The sequence below is a fragment of the Streptomyces sp. 6-11-2 genome (genome assembly GCF_006540305.1).
Taxonomy (GTDB): Bacteria; Actinomycetota; Actinomycetes; order Streptomycetales; family Streptomycetaceae; genus Streptomyces.
The window spans coordinates 266,275-289,698 of sequence record NZ_BJOR01000002.1 but is presented as its reverse complement, the minus strand read 5'-3'; the positions used below and the strand labels follow the sequence as shown (position 1 = coordinate 289,698).

Annotated in this window: 23 protein-coding genes and 3 pseudogenes; 14 read left to right on the top strand and 12 right to left on the bottom strand. The window is 69.5% G+C overall.

The features are described 5' to 3' along the window. Positions 1-146 precede the first annotated feature (146 nt). Together TNCT6_RS37445 and TNCT6_RS37440 are read left to right on the top strand one after the other, a co-directional pair. A complete protein-coding gene (locus TNCT6_RS37445) occupies positions 147-3,230 on the top strand; it encodes an NPCBM/NEW2 domain-containing protein (RefSeq protein ID WP_141367592.1) in 3,084 nt (1,027 codons plus the stop codon). Positions 3,231-3,452: 222 nt separating this feature from the next. Beyond that, complete coding sequence (locus tag TNCT6_RS37440; RefSeq protein ID WP_216372878.1) at positions 3,453-3,617, top strand: hypothetical protein; 165 nt, start codon at positions 3,453-3,455, stop codon at positions 3,615-3,617. A gap of 35 nt (positions 3,618-3,652) precedes the next feature. On the opposite strand, the gene TNCT6_RS37435 is transcribed toward TNCT6_RS37440, so the two are convergent. Together TNCT6_RS37435 and TNCT6_RS37430 are read right to left on the bottom strand one after the other, a co-directional pair. Continuing rightward, positions 3,653-4,000, bottom strand: coding sequence for a VOC family protein (locus tag TNCT6_RS37435; RefSeq protein WP_141367590.1), 348 nt, complete (start codon positions 3,998-4,000; stop codon positions 3,653-3,655). Positions 4,001-4,090: 90 nt separating this feature from the next. Next, positions 4,091-5,020, bottom strand: coding sequence for an N-acetyltransferase (locus tag TNCT6_RS37430; RefSeq protein WP_253266517.1), 930 nt, complete (start codon positions 5,018-5,020; stop codon positions 4,091-4,093). 295 nt (positions 5,021-5,315) lie between these two features. On the opposite strand from TNCT6_RS37430, the gene TNCT6_RS37425 reads away from it, so the two are divergent. The 6 genes and pseudogenes from TNCT6_RS37425 (at position 5,316) to TNCT6_RS37405 (ending at position 8,333) form a co-directional block, all read left to right on the top strand. Continuing rightward, positions 5,316-6,011, top strand: a complete 696-nt coding sequence (locus TNCT6_RS37425; RefSeq protein ID WP_141367586.1) for a TetR/AcrR family transcriptional regulator — start codon at positions 5,316-5,318, stop codon at positions 6,009-6,011. A 197-nt stretch (positions 6,012-6,208) separates the two neighbouring features. Next, positions 6,209-7,351 (top strand): NAD(P)/FAD-dependent oxidoreductase, encoded by a 1,143-nt coding sequence (locus tag TNCT6_RS37420; protein WP_141367585.1) that lies wholly within the window; start codon positions 6,209-6,211, stop codon positions 7,349-7,351. A 134-nt stretch (positions 7,352-7,485) separates the two neighbouring features. Next, a pseudogene (locus tag TNCT6_RS41470) lies at positions 7,486-7,557 on the top strand (TmrB-like protein); the annotation flags it as partial. Position 7,558: 1 nt separating this feature from the next. Further along, positions 7,559-7,855: pseudogene (locus TNCT6_RS37410) on the top strand (GNAT family N-acetyltransferase); the annotation flags it as partial. Positions 7,856-7,860: 5 nt separating this feature from the next. Continuing rightward, complete coding sequence (locus TNCT6_RS40320) at positions 7,861-8,013, top strand: hypothetical protein (protein WP_172633291.1); 153 nt, start codon at positions 7,861-7,863, stop codon at positions 8,011-8,013. A gap of 38 nt (positions 8,014-8,051) precedes the next feature. Continuing rightward, on the top strand, positions 8,052-8,333 hold the full coding sequence (locus TNCT6_RS37405; RefSeq protein ID WP_141367584.1) for an MHS family MFS transporter: 282 nt from the start codon (positions 8,052-8,054) through the stop codon (positions 8,331-8,333). Here the strand turns inward: TNCT6_RS37405 and TNCT6_RS37400 are convergent. Continuing rightward, the gene (locus TNCT6_RS37400; protein WP_141367583.1) at positions 8,330-8,797 is read right to left on the bottom strand and encodes a nuclear transport factor 2 family protein; all 468 of its coding nucleotides are present in this window, start codon (positions 8,795-8,797) and stop codon (positions 8,330-8,332) included. The two genes, TNCT6_RS37405 and TNCT6_RS37400, sit on opposite strands and share 4 nt — an antisense overlap. A gap of 266 nt (positions 8,798-9,063) precedes the next feature. After that, the gene (locus TNCT6_RS37395; protein WP_141367582.1) at positions 9,064-9,963 is read right to left on the bottom strand and encodes an MBL fold metallo-hydrolase; all 900 of its coding nucleotides are present in this window, start codon (positions 9,961-9,963) and stop codon (positions 9,064-9,066) included. A 352-nt stretch (positions 9,964-10,315) separates the two neighbouring features. Between TNCT6_RS37395 and TNCT6_RS41465 the strand changes: the two genes are divergently transcribed. Continuing rightward, a complete protein-coding gene (locus TNCT6_RS41465; protein ID WP_308789495.1) occupies positions 10,316-11,263 on the top strand; it encodes an NAD(P)H-binding protein in 948 nt (315 codons plus the stop codon). A 69-nt stretch (positions 11,264-11,332) separates the two neighbouring features. Here the strand turns inward: TNCT6_RS41465 and TNCT6_RS37385 are convergent, their stop codons facing one another. Next, positions 11,333-12,193 (bottom strand): alpha/beta fold hydrolase, encoded by an 861-nt coding sequence (locus TNCT6_RS37385; protein WP_141367580.1) that lies wholly within the window; start codon positions 12,191-12,193, stop codon positions 11,333-11,335. 784 nt (positions 12,194-12,977) lie between these two features. Between TNCT6_RS37385 and TNCT6_RS37375 the strand changes: the two genes are divergently transcribed. Next, complete coding sequence (locus TNCT6_RS37375; RefSeq protein ID WP_141367579.1) at positions 12,978-13,709, top strand: SDR family oxidoreductase; 732 nt, start codon at positions 12,978-12,980, stop codon at positions 13,707-13,709. 77 nt (positions 13,710-13,786) lie between these two features. Here TNCT6_RS37375 and TNCT6_RS40315 read toward each other — a convergent pair whose 3' ends face one another. Next, a complete protein-coding gene (locus TNCT6_RS40315) occupies positions 13,787-13,933 on the bottom strand; it encodes a hypothetical protein (RefSeq protein ID WP_172633290.1) in 147 nt (48 codons plus the stop codon). 33 nt (positions 13,934-13,966) lie between these two features. Here TNCT6_RS40315 and TNCT6_RS37370 point away from each other — a divergent pair, with 33 nt between their 5' ends. Next, positions 13,967-14,479, top strand: a complete 513-nt coding sequence (locus TNCT6_RS37370) for a GNAT family N-acetyltransferase (protein WP_141367577.1) — start codon at positions 13,967-13,969, stop codon at positions 14,477-14,479. A 75-nt stretch (positions 14,480-14,554) separates the two neighbouring features. Here the strand turns inward: TNCT6_RS37370 and TNCT6_RS41460 are convergent. The 3 genes and pseudogenes from TNCT6_RS41460 to TNCT6_RS40305 form a co-directional block, all read right to left on the bottom strand. Beyond that, positions 14,555-14,680 (bottom strand): annotated as a pseudogene (locus tag TNCT6_RS41460) (alpha/beta hydrolase); the annotation flags it as partial. A 123-nt stretch (positions 14,681-14,803) separates the two neighbouring features. Next, entirely contained in the window at positions 14,804-15,592 is a 789-nt protein-coding gene (locus tag TNCT6_RS40310; RefSeq protein WP_172633289.1) for a hypothetical protein, read from the bottom strand. 321 nt (positions 15,593-15,913) lie between these two features. After that, a complete protein-coding gene (locus TNCT6_RS40305; RefSeq protein ID WP_172633288.1) occupies positions 15,914-16,060 on the bottom strand; it encodes a hypothetical protein in 147 nt (48 codons plus the stop codon). A gap of 277 nt (positions 16,061-16,337) precedes the next feature. Between TNCT6_RS40305 and TNCT6_RS37355 the strand changes: the two genes are divergently transcribed. Further along, positions 16,338-16,721 carry a VOC family protein gene (locus tag TNCT6_RS37355; RefSeq protein WP_141367576.1) on the top strand — a complete coding sequence of 128 codons (384 nt, stop codon included), beginning with the start codon at positions 16,338-16,340 and terminating at the stop codon, positions 16,719-16,721. Positions 16,722-16,802: 81 nt separating this feature from the next. On the opposite strand, the gene TNCT6_RS37350 is transcribed toward TNCT6_RS37355, so the two are convergent. Beyond that, positions 16,803-17,087, bottom strand: a complete 285-nt coding sequence (locus TNCT6_RS37350; RefSeq protein WP_141367574.1) for a hypothetical protein — start codon at positions 17,085-17,087, stop codon at positions 16,803-16,805. A 500-nt stretch (positions 17,088-17,587) separates the two neighbouring features. Between TNCT6_RS37350 and TNCT6_RS37345 the strand changes: the two genes are divergently transcribed. Beyond that, positions 17,588-18,406 (top strand): SAM-dependent methyltransferase, encoded by an 819-nt coding sequence (locus TNCT6_RS37345; protein WP_141367572.1) that lies wholly within the window; start codon positions 17,588-17,590, stop codon positions 18,404-18,406. Between the two features lie 91 nt (positions 18,407-18,497). Then, on the top strand, positions 18,498-21,641 hold the full coding sequence (locus TNCT6_RS37340) for a BTAD domain-containing putative transcriptional regulator (RefSeq protein ID WP_141367570.1): 3,144 nt from the start codon (positions 18,498-18,500) through the stop codon (positions 21,639-21,641). Here TNCT6_RS37340 and TNCT6_RS37335 read toward each other — a convergent pair. Further along, on the bottom strand, positions 21,625-22,386 hold the full coding sequence (locus TNCT6_RS37335; RefSeq protein WP_141367568.1) for an ABC transporter permease: 762 nt from the start codon (positions 22,384-22,386) through the stop codon (positions 21,625-21,627). The genes TNCT6_RS37340 and TNCT6_RS37335 overlap by 17 nt on opposite strands. Beyond that, the gene (locus TNCT6_RS37330; protein WP_141367566.1) at positions 22,383-23,333 is read right to left on the bottom strand and encodes an ATP-binding cassette domain-containing protein; all 951 of its coding nucleotides are present in this window, start codon (positions 23,331-23,333) and stop codon (positions 22,383-22,385) included. The genes TNCT6_RS37335 and TNCT6_RS37330 overlap by 4 nt, the downstream gene beginning before the upstream one ends. Positions 23,334-23,424: the final 91 nt, after the last annotated feature.

Genomic DNA, 23,424 nt, shown 5'->3' with positions numbered 1-23,424 from the left:
CTCACCTCACCCGGTACGCACTCTGGTCACGGGCGTTCCCTGTGCGCTATACCTTCTCCGCGTGATTGGTTGTGCTTGATTCAGCGGCGTATCAAGCAAGTTCAAGCAACCGCCCCACGCCGATCGACGTGTGCGAAGGGATCGACATGAGCGCTCCATCCCGCAGACGCAAGGCTTTCCGTTCCAGAGGGGCGGTCCTGGCCGCCACGGCTCTGTTCGCCGTCCTGGCGGCCGAGATCGGACCGGCCCCACCGGCCGGAGCGGCGACGGCCACCGCGTCCGGGACCCCGACCGTCATCGGGGCGGTCACCGGGTTCTCCCGGTCCGGCGCCTCCTACACCTTCACGGCGGGCACGGCGAAGGCCCGGGTCGGTTTCGTCTCGGCCGACACCTTCCGCATCGAGGTGGCCCCGGACGGCACGTTCACCGACCCCGTCGGCGGCGACATCGTGCTGCCGCAGGGCGATCCACCGGCCACCCGCTGGACCGACCGCGGTGACCGCTACGAACTGTCCACGAACAAGGTGACCCTGCGGGTGTACAAGTCGCCACTGCGGTTCGCCCTGTACCGCGCCGACGGCACCCGCCTGTGGGAGGAGACCCGCGGCATCACCTGGGACGGCACCGCCACCACCCAGACGCTCGCACGCGGCGCCGACGAGCAGTTCTACGGCACGGGCGAGCAGAACGGCAGCGGCAACACCTCGCACCGCGGCAAGACGCTCAAGGTGGGCGTCGACTACAACTGGAACGAGGGCGGACACCCCAACTCGGTGCCGTTCTACCTCTCCTCGGCGGGCTACGGCGTCTACCGCAACACCTACGCGCCCGGCACCTACGCGTTCACCGACCCGGTCACCACCACCGAGCAGGAGAACCGGTTCGACGCCTACTACTTCGCCGGCGGTTCCACCAAGGACGTCATCGGCCAGTACACCAAGCTCACCGGGCGCCCCATGCTTCCCCCGGTCTACGGCCTGGAGGTCGGCGACTCCGACTGCTATCTGCACAACGCCAACCGCGGCGAGCGGCACACCCTGGACGCCCTCAAGGTCGCCGACGGCTACGTCAAGAACGACATGCCGCTGGGCTGGATGCTCGTCAACGACGGCTACGGCTGCGGCTACGAGGACCTCGCCGAGACCGCCAAGGGCCTCAACGACCGCACGATGCAGATGGGTCTGTGGACCCAGGACGGTCTGGACAAACTGGCCGACCAGGTCAAGGCGGGCCAGCGGGTGGCCAAGCTGGACGTCGCCTGGGTGGGCTCCGGCTACAAGTTCGCCCTGGACGGGTGCAAGGACGCCTACCGCGGCATCGAGGACAACAGCGACGCGCGCGGCTTCACCTGGGCCCCGGAGAGCTGGGCCGGCGCCCAGCGCTGCGGCGTGCAGTGGAGCGGTGACCAGTCCGGCAGCTGGGACTACATCCGCTGGCAGATACCCACGTACGCCGGCGCCACCATGTCGGGTCTCGCGTACACCAGCGGCGACGTCGACGGCATCTTCGGTGGCAGCGCCAAGACCTACACCCGCGACCTGCAGTGGAAGTCGTTCCTGCCGGCCGTGATGACGATGGACGGCTGGGCCGCCAAGGACAAGCAGCCCTACCAGTACGGGGAGCCGTACACCAGCATCAACCGCAAGTACCTCAAGTTGAAGGAATCCCTGCTGCCGTACATGTACACCTATGCGGCGCAGGCCAACCGCACCGGTGTGGGCGCCGTACGGCCGCTGACGCTGGAGTACCCCGACGACCCGAAGGCGGCGAGTGACGCCGCCAAGTACGAGTTCCTCACCGGCGAGGACTTCCTGGTCGCGCCCGTCTACAGCGACACCACCGTCCGCGACGGCATCTACCTGCCCAAGGGCGACTGGATCGACTACTGGTCCGGACGCACCTACCACGGTCCGACCACCGTCGACGGCTACCAGGCTCCCCTGGACACCCTGCCGCTGTTCGTCAAGGCGGGAGCGTCGATCCCGATGTGGCCCGGCATCAACTCCTACCAGGACCGCACCGCGGACTCCCCACTCGCCTGGGACATCTACCCGCAGGGCCGCACCTCCTTCACGCTGTACGAGGACGACGGTGTCACCCGGCAGCACCGGCAGGGCAAGTACGCCGAGCAGCGGGTGACGGTGACCGCCCCGGACAGCGGAGCGGGAGCGGTGCGCATCGCGGTCGGCGCCGACGCCGGTGACTTCGCCGGCAAGCAGAAGAGCCGCCCGTACCAGTTCACGGTGCACACCGGCTCCGCCCCGCACCACGTGGGCCTGGACGGTGGTGCGCTGTCCCAATTCACCTCCAAGGCCGCCTTCGACGCCGCCGACCGGGGCTGGTGGTACGACGCCTCCGACCGGGGCGGTGTCGTCCAGATCAAGACCCGCAGCATCAGCACCGACCGGGCCTTCCAGGTCGACGTGGACGGCGCGAGCGCGGTGGGCGGCAAGGTCCCGGGGGCGACGGGCACGGTCTCGGTCGCGCCGCCCGCCGAGACCGGCGCCGGCGTGTCCGAGAAGGTCACGGTCGGGTTCACCGCGGGTAGCACGGGCGCCGGGGCCACCGAGTTGTCCGTGAGCGCACCCGACGGCTGGACCGTCTCGCCGGCGCGGTCCGTCGGCCGTCTGGAGCCGGGGAAACGGGCGAGCGCGGAGTTCACCGTGACCGCGCCGGCCGACGCCGGTGTGGGCGAGGCCGTGCTCAGCGGCACCGCCCGCTACCGCGCGGCGGGGCAGGACACGGTCACCACGCAACGGACGGCGGTGCGCACCATGCCGGCCCCGCCCAAGGGTGACGCGTGGGCCAGTGATCTGCCCTGGCTGAACGCCACCAACGGCTGGGGACCGCCCGAACGCGACCGCAGCAACGGAGAGTCGGCGGCCGGCGACGGCCATACGCTCACCCTGAACGGCACCACCTACGCCAAGGGCATCGGCGCGCACGCCGACTCCGACATCGAGTTCTGGCTCGGCGGCCAGTGCTCCTCGTTCACCGCCACCGTCGGCATCGACGACGAGATCAACGGCTACGGCGGCGTGTCCTTCTCCGTCGTCGCCGACGGAAAGACGCTGTGGTCCTCCCCCACCGTCAGCGGCAAGTCCGACCCCGTGCCGGTGAACGTACCGCTGGACGGCGCCCGTCACGTCCATCTCGTCATCACCGACACCGACGGAACGAAGTCCGGCGACCACGGAGACTGGGCGGACGCGAAGTTCCACTGCGCCTGACACCGCCGCGGCGGCACCCCGACCAGTCGTACCCCCGACGCTGCCCGGCCCTCCGGGACGCTGTTGCCTGAGCCGGGGCACTGCGTGGCGTGACGTCGGCCGTCAAGACCGAGTTGTGGTCTTGACGGCCGACGTTGTCGTAGGGGGTGGGACGGACTCAGGGCGTACGGCGGCGGTCCGGCGACGAAGGCACGCCGCAGCGGGTGGGATTCGGAGGTCTCGGTGCTCCCGCAGGACTGGGGCTCGGCCCTCGGGTACGAGGCCGCCGCCCTGTGGGGCGCCCGGGTCGCCGGCCTGAACCACTCGACCGTCCGCTGGGGCCACTTCATGGCGGAAGAGGCCCCCGACGTGATCGCGAAGTCGCTGCGCGACCTGCCGGCGCGCTGAGCCCTCGACCGGCCCGAGAGCGCGGTGGCTCAGCGTCAGCGGTGGCTCAGAACATTGACCACGCGGCCGTTGGGGTCGCGGACGAAGAACCGCCGTACGCCCCACTCCTCGTCCTGCAGGGGGTGAACGATCTCCGCGCCGCTGTCCCGCATGATCGCGTAAGCCGCCTCCACGTCGTCGACTTCGACGCTCATATCGGGGGTAACCGGGGCGGTTCTGTCGCCGGTCATGAAGCTGACCTGGGCTGCCGGACTCGACGGCGAGGCAAGAGTCATGATCCAGCCGAGATTCATGACCTCTTCAAAGCCCAGCAGACCATAGAAGTCCCGGCTCTCCTTCGCAGCCTCTGACTGGATGATGGGCATGACACGGCGAACGGCCACCGACGACTCCCGAAGAGAACAGACATGGATCCAGGACTGTCCAGGGGTACTACGGCCGGTCCGTCACCGCACGCACTTCCGCAACACGCTTCAGCCCCCGGTCTTGATGAGCGGCGCATCTCGTGTGAACTCCCGGAACCCGACGCTGTAGTACAGCCCGCGCGCCTGGGGATGCCCCGGCGCCCCCAGACAGGCCACCGTCATGTGATGGGCCCCGGCCTCCCGTGCCAGATGCATCCCGTGCAGCAGCATCGCCCTGCCCAGTCCGAGCCGCCGGTAGTCCGAATGTGTTCCGACCGGCTCGAATTCGGCGGTCCTGTTCGCCTCGTCGAGCCACATGATCGTCGATGCGGCCATCGTTCCGTCCGGCGCCTCCACCAGGACGTGCAGGTCGCCGCGGTACGGCGGTGTCCGCCGGACGCCCTCGTAGCCCTCGGCTGTAAACGGTGACGGAGCCCAGGCGTCGACATGGGCCTGGACCGCGGCCTGTGGCCCGGCCTCGTCGGCGGTGCGGAATCGGAATCCGTCCGGCAGCACCGGCTGTTCCACGTCGTCGAGGTCCCGCTCATTGAGTTGAGTCCAGGAGCCCATGTCGCCGAGCGAGGCCGGATCGGTCTCATAGCCGTGCGCCGCCCATCGCTTCAGGGCGAACTCATCGGCGGCCTGCGGCATCACCGTACGCTCGATGCCGACCGTCACACCGTCGTACCAGTCGATCACCTCGTCCACCAGCTCGCGGTGGTCGGGATGGACCTGATGTCCCAGATAGGCGCTGGTGACGTCTTTCACCGACCCGTCGCTCCGCCTCACCCGGTGTGGCAGACAGGCCCAGCCCCACGCGACCAAATCGTCACCGGAGAACCACAGTCGCCGCAGCCAGCTCCCGCCGTCGGACGCGTGCCCCCTGCCCCAGTTCCAGGCCAGCTCTCCCCACGTCGCGTCGCTGTTCACCAGATCGGGACGGACAGCCGTAACCCGTTGCGCCAGGCCCTGCATGAGCCGCACGTCCGCCGCGGTCACGAGACCGGAGTCATCCATGGTGCGCCACTGTGGCAGGGCACCGCGAAGCCGTCGAACCATTTTCCCGGGGCAAGGATCCCAGCAGCCTGCGGCATCCGGTCCGAAGCTCCAACGGTCGGGGCACCGTCAGCCCGAGGGCGGGCTGCACCAGCAGTTTGGCCAGTGGATTCCTTTCGATTCTCAGACTGGCCGCGTCCTGTTTCCGATCCTTGCCGAGCTGCGCCAGCGGGGAGAGCGATACGCCCCGTCACGCCCAGCAGCCCTGGCTGACGAACGCGTTCGTTACGATCGGGGGATGACTGCCCAGCGAGAACCGATCAGCCGCCGTGAGCGTCCGGCCAAGCCGGCCCTGACTCGACGGGGGATCGTCGACACCGCCGTGCGGATCATGCGCTCCGAGGGGCTGGAAAAGGTGACCATGCGCCGTCTTGCGCAGGAGCTGGACACCGGCCCGTCCTCGCTGTACGTCTACGTGGCCAACACCGCCGAACTGCACGCGGCCGTCCTGGACGCGCTGCTGGGAGAAGTCGACCTGACCGCCGGTGACGCCGGAGCCGACTGGCGCGATCAGCTCGTCGCGGTGCTCACCTCGTACACCCGCGTCCTGTTCGCACACCCGCAACTGGCCCGCTCGGCTCTCGTGGCGCGCCCGAGCGGCGAGAACTACCTGAACCTCGTCGAGCGCGTGCTGAGCCTGCTCTCCCGCAGTGGCGCAGCCCAGGAGCAGGTGGCCTGGGGGATCGACAAGCTGCTGCAGTACGCCACGGCCACTGCCGCGGAGCACGGGACACAGGAAAGCTCCCCCGGACTCCAGGACGACTGGAACGCCCTCACCCGCGCCGTGCATGCCGTGGACGAGGCCACCCACCCGATGATCAAGGCGCACATGCCCGCCCTGCTCGCCGGTTCGGCCGAGCATCGGCTGTCCTGGGGCTTCGACGTTCTGATCAACGGCATCATTCACACCCCGCTTCCCGGCACCCCGGGCTGAACGCTCCCCGGCCTCCGGTCCCACCAGCCTGACCATTCACCTTGAGCGGCACCGCGTCCGCGAGGTGACGCGTTGCCGTGCCGCCGTGCCGCCCTTCGGCTTCCATACTCCATTCCGAACTTGTTCGTAACGAACGCGTTCGTTATCGTGAAGTCGTCGGAACAGGTTCGACACTCGCGCCCATCTGGAGATACGAGATGACGTCCCACCACCCCGTCGCGATCATCGGCGGAGGTCTCGGCGGCCTCACCGCCGCCCGCGTCCTGCACGTCAGCGGCATCGAGTCGACCATCTTCGAACTGGAGGCCTCGGCAAACGCCCGCACGCAGGGCGGCATGCTCGACATCCACGAGGACAGCGGCCAGAAGGCACTGCACGCCGCCGATCTCCACGATGGTTTCCGCAAGATCATTCACAGCGGTGGTCAGGCCATGCGCCTGGTCGGCCCTGACGGCACCGTGCACCTGTCCGCGGGGGACGACGGCACCGGGGACCGCCCCGAAGTGGACCGGGGCAAGCTGCGCGAGTTGCTGCTGGAGTCCCTCCCGGACGGGACGATCCGCTGGGGCACGAAGGTGAGCGGCGCCCGCCCGCTGGACGACCGACGCCACGAGGTGACGTTCGCCGACGGAACCACCATCACCACCGACCTCCTGATCGGGGCCGACGGCGCCTGGTCGCGCATCCGTCCGCTGCTCTCCCCGGCCAAGCCCGCCTACACCGGCATTTCCTTCGTCGAGACCGATCTGCACGACGCCGACACCCGACACCCGGGCAGCGCTGCCCTCCTCGGCGACGGGTTCTTCATCTGCCTCGGTGATCAGCGAGGTTTCCTCGCACACCGGGAGACCGACGGCAGCCTCCACGTCTACACCGCTCTCAGGGCCGCCGAGGACTGGATCGACACGATCGACTTCGGCGACAGCGCCGCCGCCAGGGCCGCGGTTCTGTCCCACTTCGACGGCTGGGACGAGAGCCTGCGTGCCCTCATCGCGGACGCCGACGGTGCGCTCGTTCCCCGCCGCATCCACGCCCTGCCCGTCGGGCACCGCTGGGACCATGCCCCGGGCGTGACCCTGCTCGGCGACGCCGCGCATCTGATGTCGCCCTTCGCCGGGGAGGGCGCCAACCTGGCCATGCTCGACGGAGCCGAACTCGGCCAGGCGATCGCCGGCCACCCCGGCGACACAGAGGCGGCCCTGGCCGCGTACGAGAAAGCACTCTTCCCGCGCAGTGAAGCATCCGCCGCCGAGTCCGCCGCCAGTCTGGAGACCATGTTCGGCGATCGGGGCCTGGAGCGAATGGTCGAGTTCTTCGCCTCCCACCAGGAAGCGGAGTGACTCCTCGACCAGATTCCCGCGTGAGGTGAAGCCGTCGCCGTCACTCCCTGTGGTGCCTGGCACTGGTGTCGACCGTTGGTCGTCCAGGCATAGCGTGTGAACCAAGTGACGGTGGTCCAAGACGGAAGACACGCGTGATCATCTGGGTGAACGGCGCCTTCGGGAGCGGGAAGACCACTTTGGTCGACGAGTTGCACCGGCGCTGGCTTCGACGCCGCCTCGGGTTCGTGCGAGATCGGTTGCTGGCTGGAGCCGGCCGCCGAAGGCCACGGCCTGGTCACGGAGGCGTGCCGCACCTTGCTGGAGTGGGCGTTCACCACCCGCGGGATGCACCGGGCCGAGTGGCACTGCCGAGCCGACAACGCGCGCAGCTCCGCCGTGGCCAAGCGGCTCGGCATGACACACGAGGGCGTGCGGCGCGAGTACTGGCCCTACGGCGGCACCCGTCACGACAAAGAGCTCTGGGCGATCCTCGCCCCCGAATGGCGTGCGCATCGCCAGTGACCGGCATGAGCGAGGCCGACTCCAACCTGGTGGTCACCATCGCGCTCACCTGCTCCATCGCCCTCATCCCCTGCACCGCGGCGCTGTCGGACCGGTTCGGCCGCAGAAGGATGCTCCTCGCGGCATCCTCCTCCTGTCCGTGCTCAGCCACCCGCTGAGGATGGTGATGTCCCTGGGCTGAATCGCCGTCTCAACAGTGGTGCTCGTCGTCTTCCTCGCCATCTTCTCGCTCAACGACGCTGTCTTTCCCGCCTTCTTCGCCGAGACCTTCACCCGCTACCCCGGCTTCGCCCTCCCCTTCAACGTCGGTGCCGCACTCTTCGGCGGAGTGGCACCCTACGCCGGGACATGGCTGACTCCTTTACCGGCAGCCCCTACTCCCCCGCCCACTTCCTCATCGCGGTCGCCGTCCCTCTCCCTGGCCGGCGTCATCGCCTCGCCCACCACCGCGCAGAACCAACTCCAGACCGAGAACTAGAAACCCAGGTCGCTCAGCCCCGGGTGGTCGTCGGGACGACGGCCACGGGGCCAGTGGTACGTGCGTTCCTCTTCCTTGATCGGGAGGTCGTTGATACATGCCAGGCGGACCCGCATCAGGCCCTGCTCGTCGAATTCCCAGTTCTCGTTCCCGTACGAGCGGAACCAGTTGCCCGAGTCGTCGTGGCACTCGTAGGCGAACCGTACGGCGATGCGGTTCTCCTCGAAGGCCCACAACTCCTTGATGAGCCGGTACTCCTGCTCCCTGGTCCACTTCCTGGTGAGGAAGGCGACGATCTCCTCGCGCCCGTTGACGAATTCAGCACGGTTACGCCAGCGACTGTCGACCGTGTAGGCGAGGGCCACACGCTCAGGGTCCCGGGTGTTCCACGCGTCCTCGGCGAGGCGGACCTTCTCGATCGCACTCTCCCGCGTGAACGGGGGAACAGGGGGCTTCGCGGCCATGAATTCTCCCAGAGCGTCACGGTTTTGAAGATCCGGTGCCCGCCTCCGGCTGTGCACCGGGCAGGCAGGCCATGCAGTCGGGGGCAAGCGGCGTTCGGCGATTCATTCCATACCGATCACCCGCGTGATCGCAACAGCGGCTCGGAGGCGGCCGGGCTGCGCAGTCAGGTCATTCGGCGGCCGTTTTTGTGCTCTCAGCCGACGAGTTGCCCGTCCGGAAACAGGGGGTGGAGGACCAAGCGCGATGAGAATGCGGCGTAACGCCCTCACCGCCATGCCGCCCACTCCTTCACCGCGAAACGGTCGCCGACGCGTCGCACTTCGGCTGCGCCCGGCCCGGGGAAATGCGCGGGGAACAGCAGGGCGCCCCGATCCGCGGCCTCCCCCAGCACCCGGCGTCGGCTGATCCGCGCGCGGGCTTCGTCCTCGTCGAAGCCGGGGCAGTCGTCCGGCTCCGCGATCTGCAAGGGGCTGTGCAACAGGTCCCCGGAGAAGACCGCTCGTTCAGCACCCGACCGCAGCCATACGACGGAGGAGCCAGGCGTATGACCGGGGGCGGGCTCGATACGGAGCTGGGTGTCGATGTCGTAGTGGTCGCCCTCCCACAGCACGGTCTGTCCGGCCTGGTGCACGGGGGCGACGCTGTCCTCGAAGACGTTGGCCATCTGGGCGCCGGAGCGGGTCCGGTGTCCGTTGGCCGGGTTCCAGTAGTCGAAGTCGGCGCGCGCGATGACGTACCGGGCGTTGGGGAAGGTCGGCCGCCACTCTCCGTCGTCGGTCAGGCAGGTGTTCCAGCCGACGTGGTCGCTGTGGACATGGGTGCAGATCACCGTGTCCACGTCCTGCGCGCGGACGCCCGCCGCGGCCAGCTCTCCGAGGTAGTTCGTGTGCAGATGGTGGAAGGACGGCATGGCCGGACGCTCCCGGTCGTTGCCGACACCGGTGTCGATCAGGATCGTCCGGCCCTCGCTGCGGATCAGCCAGGTCTGGATCATCATGTGGACCTCGTCCGCGGCCGGGTCCAGGAAGGTGGGGGCGAGCCACTTCTCGTGCGCCCGCCAGTGCTCCACGGGCACGTCGGGGAAGACGTAGTCGCGGGCGCGGCCTTTGGCGGGCAGCTCTACGACACGGGTGATCTCCACGTGTCCGAGCGTGATGGTGTCCATGCCCCCAGCCTGCGTGCCGCACGACGCGGGCGCCATCGGTCACGTGACCGCGCCTCGGAGGCCCCTGGTCAAAGCCTCGGTCACTCAGTCGGGCTCACGAGTACTCACAGGATGTCCGGCTACGGACGGTGATCCGTGGCGTACCTTCCACGACGGTTCGGGAGGTGGAAGACGGTGTACGGGCGGCGGAGCCGGGCGTCGCCGGACGGCACATGAGAGAGGTGTCCGCGGTTCGTCCAGGCAGACGCGGACGCTCAGGGCGTGGTCGACTGGAGCATGGCGCTCAAGGGCCCGCGATGGCTGCGTGGGCGATCTACAGGACAGCCTCAGGGGAACGTCCCGAGCGGATCGGGTGCCCCGGTCCGGAAGGCAGGAGGCGATTGCCGTGCACGTCCAACCCATTCTGGTCACTGGCGTTGGTGGCGGCGTCGGAGGAGTCGGGCGAACGGTTCTCGACCGGTTGCATGCGAAGGGCGTGCCGGTCCGGGCTCTCGTGCACCACGACGACGAACGGACCTCGGACCTGCGGGCCATGGCCGGCGTGGACGTGGTGGTCGGCGACCTCACCCGTGGCGCCGACGTGGTGGAGGCGCTGGCGGGCTGCCGCCGGGCTTATTTCGGGATGAGCGTGTCGCCCTCCTACCTGGAGGCCGCGACGACGGTCGCCGCGGCCGCTCGGGAGGACGACAACCTGGATCTGCTGGTGAGCATCTCGCAGATGACGGTCTCGCAGATGGACCTCACCAGCGATACCGAGTCCCACCAGCAGCGGCTGCACTGGCTGGGCGAGCACGTCCTCAACTGGTCGGGGGTACCGGTCGTCCACGTCCGGCCCACGGTGTTCATGGAGAATCCGCTCTTCGCCCGGGTCGCCGTCGCCTCGATCCTGCGGGACGGCACGATTCGCCTCCCGTTCGGGTCCGCCCGGACCTCCCCGGTCGCCGCAGCCGATGTGGCGGAGGTCATCGCACGCCTGTTGCTCGACCCGGCTCCGTCGTCCGGCCGGGTCCATGAGCTGACCGGGGCGCGCTCCCGTGACATGGCCGCGATCGCGGCCGAGTTCTCCACTGCCCTGGGCCGTACCGTGACCTATGTCGACGTGCCGTACGAGGAGTGGCTGGAACACGACCTCAAGAAGCTGGACCTGCCACCCCACGTCTTCGAGCACATCGCCACGATGGCGCGGCTGCACGCCGAGGGCCGGTACGACCGGGCCACGAACGACGTCGCCGAGCTCCTCGGACGCCCCCCGCTGGGGTTCGACGCCCTCATCAGGAACATCCCCGCGCTGCAGTCGTAGCCGGATTCTTCCTGGAAGGCCCGGTCAGGCCAAGGGTGTTGCGGTCCCCGCAGCACGCGGTTCCGCGTTCTAGGAGGCCGTCGGCGATGTGCGGGCGGAGTCGGCGGCCGCGGCGGCTTGGAGGACGAGGTCGGTGACCGCGTCGGGATGGGAGATCATGGCCACGTGGGAGGAGTCGATCTCCACCGTGTGAGAACCGGCGCGCCTCGCCTCGAAGCGTTCCTGGTCCGGGTTGATGCTCCTGTCCTGCTTCGCGACGAGGGCCCAGGACGGAATGGACCGCCAGGCCGCCGCCGTGGCCTTCTCGGAGAACGCGGTTGTCGCGACGGGCCGTTGGGTGGCTGCCATCAACTTCGTCGTGCTCTCCGGCAGGTCGGCGGCGAAGACCTCGTGGAGCTTGTCCGGCCGGATGTACAGGTCGGTTCCGCTGACGCCGTTGGCGCGGAATGGGACTGATGTGGTGGCGGAGGCGAGTGGAGAGGGGAACCGGGCGGACAGCGTATCGCCGCTCTCGCCCTTGTCGGGCATCTGCGCCGACACGTACACCAGGGACTTGACCCGTGGGTTGCTGGCTGCCGCCGAGCTGATGACGGCGCCGCCGTACGAGTGGCCCACCAGCACGATGGGGCCCTTGATGCTGTCCAGCACCGAGGCGATGTAAGTGGAGTCGTTGGACAGACTCCGCAACGGGTTGGCGGGCGCCACGACCGTGTAGCCGCGGCGTTCGAGTCGCGCGATGACACCGTTCCAACTGGAGGCGTCCGCGAACGCCCCGTGTACCAGGACCACGGTGGGCTTGCTGCCGCTCGCGTCGGCGTCGGCGGCGGCCGGGGCTGTCGCCGACGTACACAGAGCCACCGCGCACCCAGCGACCACGAAGGGGGTCCGACTTGTGCGACGTATGAGGCCGAGCACCACAGATGCCGTCATGCAGGCGTTCCTTTCCGTGAGGCCCCCACCGCCCGAGCATTACTCCATCCGCGGCGAGAGGCCCGACGGCAAGGGCCGACAGGGTGAGGCGAGCGGAGCATTCGAGTGAGAGAACGCGCCGCGGGTTTGCGAGAAGTCTCCGGGCTTCGGTAGCGCACCTACTTGCCGGTCGCCGGTTGCCCCATCAGCGGTCCCGGGTGGGTCCCGGTGATGGTGTAGGCGAAGGCCAACTCATGCAGGGACATGGGCACTCCTCGAGGGGGCCGGTCACCGCCCTGTCCGTCAGCTGCGAAGTCCATGCACCTGGGCCGCTGTGGGACCGTACACCAGCCATACGCCCCCAGCATGCCTGTCCAGCGGCAGTCCACAGCAACGGCTCTCCGTGAAGGATCCGAAAGCAGCGCCAGTTCCGACTGACATCCAGAAGTGACGTCACACCAGTGCCGGACGCGGCACCACGCACGGTCCGGCATGCCCGACCCGACCGCGCGATGGCGCCACTGAGCCGCGCTCGGATGCGCCATGTCGGCCGGTCAGCCGGCCACTGCCTGCGTTCAGCCGTTCAGCCGATGCTCCTCACCGGCGAGCCGAGGCCGTGGCCCCGTCTTCCGCCGCCCCACCGGCCACTCGGCATGGTTGCGGGCGGCATGCGCAGCGCTCGGCGCCGTAGCAACCTGGAGGCATGGCCGTGATCCGCCCGCGATCACGTGCCCGTGGTTGGCGACGTGGGTCGGGTCACTGTGCAGGGTGACGACCCGCGCTGGTGCGCGACGAAAGGTGACCCATGAAGTGCGCAGTGATCGGCGGTACCGGCCTGATCGGGTCGCAGGTCGTGAAGAAGCTCAAGGCGGCGGGACATGAAGCCGTGCCGCTCTCGCTGTCCACGGGCGTGGACGTGATCAGCGGCCAGGGCCTGGAGAAGGCGGTGGCCGGCGCCGACGTCGTCATCAACCTCACGAACTCCCCGACCTTCGACGAGGCTTCCCTGACGTTCTTCCAGACCTCCATGGACAACATCCTGGCCGCCAGTCACAAGGGCGGGGTCGGGCACGTCGTCATCCTCTCCATCGTCGGCACCGACCAGGTGCCCGACCTCGTCTACTACCAGGCCAAGACCCTGCAGGAGAACATCCTCAAGGCCGGGCCGATCCCCTACTCGATCGTCCGCGCCACCCAGTTCATGGAGTTCATCGACGCCATTCTCTCCTCGACCACCGAGGGCGACACCGTCCGCCTGCCCAGCACCCCCATCCAGCCGATCGCCGCCCAGGACGTCTCCGACACCGTCGCCGAGGTCGCGGCCGGCTCTCCTTTGAACGGCACCCGCAACATCGCCGGGCCCGACGTCTTCTCCCTCGACGAACTCGGCCGGATCACTCTGAACGCCCACCCCGACGGCCGCACAGTCGTCACCGATGACACCGCGGGCATGTTCGCCGCCGTCCACGGTGACGCCATCACCGCCAAGGGCGACGCCCGTATCGCCCTCACCCACTACAGCGACTGGCTCGCCTGAACCCACCCAGCCCACCCCGCCGGCGTCACGGTGGGTAGGCGCCAGGCACGCTGTATTGTGGCTGTGTTCGTGCTGGATCAGGGATTGAGAACCACCGAGGAGGTGAGGTTGATGACCGCGCTCCAGGCCACCGTGCGCAGCGCTCGGGTCTCCCTCACGTCCCGGGCCGTGGCCTGACCTTCCTGTCCGCCCTGGTTGAGAGCGTGAGCTCCCGGGGCATTCACACGAACATCTCCTGAAACGGATCTTCCATCGTCATGGGCAACACCTGGATCACACGCGGCGAAACCAGCGCCGAGATCGCCGCCGTCCGCGACATCAACCTCGCCGCCTTCCCCACGCCGGCGGAGGCCGGCCTCGTCGACGCTCTGCGTGCCGACCCGACCGCCTCGATCGAGGGCCTCTCCCTCGTCGCAGCGGACGAGGCCGGCCGCCCGGTGGGCCACGCCCTGCTGACCCGCTGCCACATCGACACCACACCGGCCCTGTGCCTGGCCCCCTGCGCCGTCCGCCCAGAGCACCAGCGGACCGGTGCGGGCACCGCGGCCATCAGCGCGGCCCTGACCGCAGCGAGGTCACTGGGTGAACACCATGTGGTCGTCCTCGGGCACCCGGCCTACTACCCCCGGTTCGGGTTCACCCGTGCCTCTGACCATGGCATCGGCCTGACCATCGACGTTCCGGACGACGCCTTGATGGCACTCAGCCTCGACGCCGACCATCCACTCCCCAGCGGAACCGTCCACTACGCCGCTCCGTTCGGTATCTGACCGGCCCCTGCCACGCCGGCCGGAACGCGTTCCGGCCGGCGCATTGAGTTCTGCGAGTGCTGCGGTCTTGTGCCAGCCCAGATCCCGGACGAAGAACCGCAGCGAGCTGTCCACTTCGAACGGCGGCACGGCGTCGTGTCTGCCAGGGTTGGCGTGGAGTGTCTTACCAGCCGAGGCCAAGGTGTCGAACAACGCCAGACTCCGGTCCGGCGCTGGCATGCAGGGAAGTCGGGGACGCCCGGTGCCTGCTTCGAGCGCCCCTGATTCGCAATCTGCCTCCGCGTTCCGGTCCTGCGCCACTGTCAACGGTGACCCGGGTGAAGATCAGCCGGGGAAGCGGACCGACTCCAGCATCCGGGCTGTCTCCGCGTGCCCCGTGTAGTCCAGGAAGAGCACCCGGGAGACGGGCAGGTGCCACGCCTGGGGTGAGAAGCGGTAGCCGCTCGTGCAGGCGGCCGTCCAGCGGTCGTAAGCCGCCTTGCGGCTGCCCACCGGACGCAGGCCCGACTCGACCGGCGGCGACGACGTGCCGCTGGTGATCCCGTTGAAGGAACCGTCCGCGAGGGTCGGGCGGACCGGACAGGGCTGAACGTCGGTGGCCGCGTACCAGCCGCCGGGCTGACGAGCCTCGTAGAGCCGCAGTTCGTTGCCGGCGATGGAGCCGGACTTGATGGCGATTCCGGCGCAGCCGAACGTCGTGGGCAGCCCGGCTCGGTATGCGGGCTGCACGCAGGCATCGCTGCCGTACTTCGTCAGCGTCCAGCCCGGAGGTATCTCGAACGTCAACCGGGCGAAGGTGACACGGGGCCAGGCGGCGCGCGTGCGGGGCGCGGCCGTGTGCTCGACGATTGCTTGTTTCGGTGGAGGCGTGGACGTGGTGCGGGCCGGGGTGGGACGCGACGATGCGGGCGCCGGGGAAGCCGCCGGCGAACTCGCCGATGCCTGCGGGGACAGGGGACTCCCGGTCGACGGCTCCGCGCCGGCGACCGTGGGCTTCGCCGACACGGCCGCCTCGTTGGCCGGACCGCACGCGCTCGCGGCGACAGTCACGGTCAGGCTCGCGGCCGCCAGCAGCAGGGGTCTGAGGCGCTTCTTCATTGAGGATCTCTTCATGGCACGCAGGAGTGTGCCATCCGTCTGCCGACCCGCGTCTCACACGTGCGTAACGAAAGTCCCGCCTCCCCTGTGGCTGAGGAGAGAGGTGGCGGACCCGCGGGTTCGGATCGCGCGGAAAGTTGGCTTCGGTGTCACATGACTTGACGCAGCACCATCGCTCCTGTCGCCAAGACCTCGCCATCGTCCGCGGAGCACAAGACCGAACACATCCTCGCCGTCACCAGCCTGCCCACGCCAACGCCACCGACCTGCACTTCCGGCTCCAGGTCGCCGCCTGATCGTCTCTGCTCGGGTCACCCGGACCCTCTTGACGCTTGTTCAGCGACGGGTGGTGAGCAGACCGAGGTCGAGCAGACTCTGCCCGCCGACGGTGACGGCGTCCTCGGTGGAACGCGGAGCCGAGGCCAGCCGGTGGCGGGCCCGGGCGGCGTAGACGTGGCTTACGACGCCAAGACTGCCACTCATCTCACGCAGCGCCGGGACGACGAGGCCACCCGGCCCGCACCACGAGGCTGGGCAGGCGCCGCTTGGGTACCCGACTCGCCTTCTCACCCAGGCATGTGCGCAGCGTGGCGCCGATGTAGGCGAAGCTCTCTCCAAGGGCGCCGATTCGTTTGGATCTACGTGTTCCCTCAAGGGCAGTTGCGCCCCTCCACCACGGCAACCGCCGGCGGCGGACAGCACTCGTCCCGTCTGAAAACGCGATCGCGTGGCGCGGCGCCCGCTGCATACACTGACGGGCATGGCATGCCGCATCAGTGAGCTGGTCATTGACGCCGCCGACCCCGACCGGCTCGCCGCATTCTGGAGCAAGGTCCTCGGGTACGTCGAACTCGGCCGGGAAGACGACGGAAGCATCGAGATCGGGCCGCCCGGCGCCGGCTTCGGCGGCCCGCAGCCCACGCTCGTTCTCAGCCCCAGCAGCAACCCGCGGACCGGGAAGCTCCCCCTACACATCGACGTCAGCCCCACCGACCGAGACCAGGACGCCGAGTTGGAGCGGCTGCTCGCTCTCGGCGCGAGGCCCGTCGACGTCGGCCAGACCGGCGCCGAGAACTGGCACGTCCTGGCCGACCCGGAAGGCAACGAGTTCTGTCTCCTGCACACCCGGCTCCAACCCCTCTGACCACGAGCGGTTGCGCTCTTCGTTCACGAAAGCGGCGCCACAACCAGCACCTGGCGCCGACAGGATATGTCCCGTGTCCGGCTACTCCCCGTGAGGGACGCGTACGAAGCCGTCCTCCCAAGTGTCGTCGTCCAAGGTGTAGGCGTCGATGACGAAGCACTTGGGCTCGTTCTGGAAGCCCGGCAGCAGCCGAGCACGCACGATGCGTTCCTCGGCCTTCTCCTCGGTCGAGTAGATGCCCAGCAGCTTGACGTTGTCGCCATCCTGCTCGTCGATGAAGACGCCACCCTCGTCGATGTGCACGGTTGCCCCGTCAGGGCCGGCCTCGTTCTGGTGGCCCACGTGCCACAGGGGATAGACGATCATGCGGCCAGGCTAGTGCAGTACCGCCCCGGGCTGGACATACTCGCACGACAGGTACTCGCCGAGCTGGTCGCCCACTTGGGGCCGGACGCCATGACCGCGCCCGAGGCGGACGGGGCGGTGGCCGTCGTTCCCCTCGCTGCGGGCGGGCCGGATTCCCGAGTGGGGGCGGAGAGCGATGTCCGCGGTGCCAACTGCGCCTGTTCGCGCCCGTCCTGCGCGGCAGTGGCCTCTCGGTCGGCGTCGGCAGACCGGGCGAGGGCGTGCGCGGCCTGCGTCGATCGTCGGACGAGGCGCACCAAGAAGCGCCAGCAGCGCAGCGACGGTCGTAAGGACTGAGCCTGGTGGGCATCGCATCCACAGGGTGGAGGAGCTCACCAGCCGCGGCCTGTCCCCATGCGGGACCGTCTGGACTGCCAACTGGCCCTCGGATCTCCCGCGATCGGCTCTGGGCCGACTGAAAGTGATGGTCGGCGGGCGGCGTCGCGGGCAGGATGGTCACCATGACGGATGAAGGCTCCTCCATCGACTCCACCAAGCCCAGCATCGCCCGCGTCTACGACTACCTGCTCGGCGGCAAGGACAACTACGCCGTGGACCGGGAGATCGGCGACGTGTTCAAACGTGACCTTCCAGGTTCGGTGGCCATCGCCTTCGCCAACCGCGCGGCGCTGACCCGGGCGGTCGGGGAGATCGTCGCGACCACCGGCGTACGACAGTTCATCGACCTGGGCAGTGGCCTTCCGACCGTCGACAACGTCCACCAGGTCGCGCAACGCCACGCTCCGGAGTCCCGGGTCGTGTACGTCGACACCGACCCCCAAGTGCTGGTCCACGGTCGCGCGTTGCTGGAGGAGAACGACCGGACCCGGGTCGTCCCGGTCGACGTACGGAACCCCGAGGACGTCCGTACCCACCCGGACACCCTGGAGCTGATCGACTTCGATCGCCCCGTCGCCGTCGTGTTCAGCGCCATCCTCCATCACGTCAACGACGAGGAGGACCCGGCTGGGATCGTCCGCCACTGGCGCGACCACGTGCCCTCGGGGAGCTACTTCTTCGTCAGCCACTTCCGTTCCGGCAACAACCCGGAGACAGCGGAGGCCGAGGGAGTCCTCCAGCGGACCTTCGGCCGCGGACGGTGGCGCTCCGACGAGGAGATCGAGTCCCTGCTGGACGGACTGGAGATCCTCGACCCCGGGATCGTCCCCGCACCCCTGTGGCGTCCCGACATGGCTGAAGGCCCGTGGAGTGGCAACGGCGAACGGGAACTCACTGTCTGGGAGCGCCTCATCGCTGCCGGACTGGCCCGGAAAGCGTAGGGTCCAGCCTCGCAATCGGGGCTCGGCCATCGGTCTGTGCGGCAACGTCGGCGCGGAGATGCCTGCCGAACGCCCATGGCAAAATCAGCGGGTGCAGATCGGGATCCTGGGTCCATTGGAGGTACGCACGGACGACGGCCTCTTGGTCGACGTGCCGGGCGCGCGGTTGCGCGGACTGCTGGTCGCCCTCGCGCTCAAGCCGGGTCATGTGGTCCCGAAGGCGTCGCTCATCGACTGGATCTGGGGTGAGCACCCGCCCGCCGACGCGACGAACGCCCTGCAACGCCTGGTTTCCCGGCTGCGGAAGGTACTGCCGGGCGGCGTGGTCGACGGGCTGACGGACGGCTACCGGTTGGCGGTGGAGCCCGACGCCGTCGACGCCGTGCGGTTCGAGCGCCTCGTCGGCGCGGGCGAGGCCCGCGCCGAGGACGCCTCCCGGCGGGTGCGGCCGCTGCGCGAGGCCCTTGAGCTGTGGCGAGGTGCGGCCCTGCAGGACATCGGTCTTCAGGACAGCGCCGCGTTCGACGCCGCGGTCGTACGGCTGGAGGGGTTGCGCCTGTCCGCCACCGAGGAGCGGGTCGACGCGGAGGTCTCCCTGGGGCGCGGTGCGGAGATGGTCACGGAGCTGACCGACCTGGTGGCCGCGCACCCGGTACGGGAACGGCTCGTCGCCGCGCTGATGCGCGCCCTCGTCGCGGCCGGTCGCGACAGTGAGGCGCTGCTGGCGTACCAGCGCGCGAGGGAGGCCCTGGCCGACACGCTGGGCGTCGACCCCTCGCCGGAGCTGTCCGCGTTGCATGTCGCGCTGTTGCGGGGCGAGTTGCGGCAGGAGAAGCCGAGTCGCAAGACCAATCTGCGCGCCGAGCTGACCACCTTCGTCGGCAGGGGCGCCGATGTCGCGGCGGTCCGTGAGCTGATAGCCGGGCACCGGCTCACCACCGTGATCGGCCCGGGTGGCTCGGGGAAGACGAGGCTGGCCACGGAGACCGCGCGCACGCTGCTCGGCGAACTGCCCGACGGGGCTTGGCTGGTGGAGCTGGCCGCCATCGGGGCGGAGGGCGACGTGGCGCAGTCGGCGCTCTCCGGGCTGGGCCTGCGGGACGCCCTGCTCGGCGAGACCCCGAACGCGGAACCGACGGACCGGCTCATCGCCGCGGTCCGCGAGCGGGAGGCGTTGCTGATCCTGGACAACTGCGAGCACGTGATCGAGTCGGCGGCGGTGTTCGCCCACCGGGTGCTCGGGGAGTGCCGGCGGCTGCGGATCCTGGCGACGAGCCGGGAACCGCTCGGCATCACCGGGGAGGCGCTGTGGCTGGTCGAGCCGCTGGCCCTGCCGGAGGGGGACGCGGACCCGGGTCGGATCGAGTCCTCGCCCGCCGTCCAGCTGCTGCGGGACCGGGCCGGAGCGGTGCGCCGGAATCTCACGGTCGACGCCTCCACGCTGGCGACGGCGGTGCGTGTCTGCCGGGCGCTGGACGGGATGCCACTGGCGATCGAACTGGCCGCGGCGCGGTTGCGCACCATGCCCATCGGCCAGTTGGCCAACCGGCTCGACGACCGGTTCCGCCTGCTGACCAGTGGCAGCCGCACCGCGTTGCCACGGCACAGGACGCTGCGCGCGGTGGTCGACTGGAGCTGGGAACTGCTCACCGAGGCCGAGCGGATGGTTCTGCGCAGGCTCTCGGTGTTCACCGGCGGGGCGAGTCTGGAAGCGGCCGAACGGGTCTGCGCGGGCGACGCGGTCGAGCGGGAGCAGGTACTCGATCTGCTCACCGCGCTGACCGAGAAGTCGCTGCTGCTCACCGAGGGCGACAGCGCCCCGCGCTACCGCATGCTGGGCACGATCAAGGAGTACGCCGGGCACCGGCTCGCGGACGCGGGGGAATCGGACCGGGCCCGCCACGCACACCTGGCCTACTTCACCGAACTCACCGAGACCGCGGAGCCGCACCTGCGCCGCGCCGAGCAACTGGAGTGGCTCGCCACGCTCGGGGCCGAGCACGACAACATCGGTGCCGCGATGCGCGGCGCACTCGCGGCGGACGAGGCGCCGGCGGCGATGCGGCTCGCGGCCGGCGCCGGCTGGTACTGGTGGCTCGGCGGGCACAGGACCGAGGGCATCGAACTGATCACTGCGGCCGCCAGGACGCCCGGTGAGGTGCACGACGATGTGCGGGCCACGGTGTACGCGCTGATGGTGCTGTTCGTGAGTTCCGGGCGCAACGACGAGCGCCAGGCCGCGGAGTGGATCCACGAGGCGCACCGGCTCAGTCGGCTCGGCGGGCGCCGCCATCCGCACATCGGGCTCGTCGAGGCGTTGGAGCGCCTGCTGCGGGCGCCCGAGGCGTCCCTGTCCGCGTTCGAACCGCTGCTGGACGACGAGGACCCCTGGGTGCGCGCACTGGCCCGGTGGCACCTGGGCAAGATGCGGATCGTGCTCGGCCAGGACACGCGCAACGCGGACGCGTACCTGGAGACGGCGCTCGCCGAGTTCCGGGCGCTCGGCGAGCGGTTCGGGATCTCGCTCGCCCTGATCGAGCTGGCGGAGCGGACCGCCGTGCGCGGCGGGTTCGCCGGTGCGTGCGAGCACTACGAGCAGGCGATCGCGGTCGTCACCGAGGTCGGTGCCATCGAGGACGTCATCCACATGCGGTCGCGGCAGGCGCAGTTGTACTGGTTGCTGGGCGACGAGGCCGCCAGTGCGGCCGCCATCGCCGAGGCCGAGCGGTGCGCGGAGCGGGTCACCTGGCCGGACGCGCTGGCCGAACTGGCCCTCGCGAAGGCGGCACTCGCCCGGTGGGGCGGCGACGCCGCGGAGGCGCGCGGGCAACTCGGCGTCGCGACGGGCCTGCTGGGCGACGAAGCGGAGAGGGCGAACGTCCGCGCGGGGACGCACGACCTGCTCGGCTACCTCGCCGACGACCTCGGCGAGGCCCGCGCACACCGCGCGGCAGCCTGCGAGGCGGCGTCCGAGGCGGGGTACGCGCCGCTGCTCGCGCAGGTACTCGTCGGGGTCGCCGACCTGGCCCTGCGCCGCGGTGAGCACGAGCAGGCCGCGCGGCTGCTCGGGGCGAGCCTCGGCGTGCGCGGGCTCGAGGACCGCTCCCAGCCGGACACCGCCCGGATCGAGCAGGCCGTGCGAAGCCGCCTCGGCGACACGCGGTTCGCCGAGGCGGCTCGGGAGGGCACGCGGACCAGTTGGTCTCAACTGGTCGAGGTCACGCTCGCTTCCTGAACGCGGAGACCGCCCACACGTATCCGAGGAGGGCGAGCCCGACGCACCAGGCGAGGGCCGCGATCGCGTCGCCGCTCGACGGGTTGCCCGCCAGCAGCCCGCGCAGCGTCTCGATGATCGGGGTGAAAGGCTGGTACTCCGCGAACTGCCGCACGCCGGTCCCCATCGTGTCGGCGGGCACGAACGCGCTGCTCAGGAACGGCAGCATGATCAGCGGCACGGTGGCCAGGCCCGCCGACTCAGCGGTCTTCGCACCCAGGCCCATGGCGACCGTGAGCCAACTGGTCGCGAAGGCGAGCAGCAGCATGATGCCGATCGCGGCGAGCCACTGGAGGAAGCTCGCATGCGGACGGAATCCCATCGCGAAGCCGACGCCGATGATGGCCGCGTCGGCGATCAGACTGCGCACCGTGGTGGAGACGACATGACCGGCCAGCACGGCGCCGTGGGAGACGTCCATGGCCTTGAACCGGTTGATGATGCCCTTCGTCATGTCGCCGTTCACGGCCGCCGCGGTCGGCCCCAACCCGTAGGTGATGGCCATCACCATCAGGCCCGGCACCGCGTAATCGACGTATTTTCCCTCGACTTTGAAGGCGCCGCCGAACACGTAGACGAACATGAGCATCATCACGATGGGAAACAGGACCGCCTGGAACACTGTGACCGGATTCCGGGCCGTGTGCTTGAAGTTGCGGCGCAGCATGATCGCCGCGTCGCCGAACGACGTCGAGACACTGCTCATTTCGCGATCGCCTCCGTGCTCGTGTTCATGCTGACCCGTCCGGTCAGGGCGAGGAACACGTCGTCGAGGTCCGGCGTGTGCACCGAGAACTCCGCTGCGCTGATGGTGTGTTCGTCGAGCTTGTCCAGCAGGGCCCGCAGCGACTTGGACCCGCCGTCGCTGGGAACGCGCAAGGTCAGTTCCTGGTCGTCCCGTGTGGCGCCGGTCAGGACCCGTGCCGCCGCGCCGAGTTGGTAGAGGTCGGTGAACCGGAGCCGGACGTGGCTGCCGGGGGCCTGGCGCTTGAGCTCCTCGGGGGTGCCCTGGGCGACCAGGTGACCCTGGTCGAGCACCGCGATCCGGTCGGCGAGCTGATCGGCTTCTTCCAGGTACTGGGTGGTGAGGAAGATGGTGGTGCCGTCGGCCACCAGCTCGCGGACGATCCCCCACATCGTGCGCCGGCTGCGCGGGTCGAGACCCGTCGTCGGCTCGTCCAGGAAGATGATCCGCGGGTTGCCCACCAGCGTCATCGCCAGGTCCAGCTTCCGGCGCATACCGCCGGAGTAGGCCGACGCCGGCTTGTCCGCCGACTCCAGCAGGTCGAACCGTTCCAGCAGTCCCGCGACGACGCGGTCAGCGGAGCGCACCCGCCTCAGGTCCGCCATCAGCTGAAGGTTCTCGCGGCCCGTCAGCAGCTCGTCCACCGCGGCGAACTGACCCGTCACGCCGATGACCGCGCGCACCTTCTTGGTCGCGGTCACCACGTCGTGCCCGGCGACGCGCACCGTCCCGGCGTCGGCTTGCGTCAACGTCGTCAGGACGTTCACCGTCGTCGTCTTGCCCGCTCCGTTCGGGCCGAGCAGGGAGAATACCGATCCTGGGGCGACATCGAAGTCGATGCCGTCCAGCACGACTTTGTCGCCATAAGCCTTCCGCAGCCCTGAAACCGCGATCGCCGAATTGTTCATGCCCCCACCGTTCCCGCCGGGCCTGACACCCATCTGTCACGCCCCTGACACGACCACTGACACGGCGTTCCACCGCATCGCCGGTGCCCGG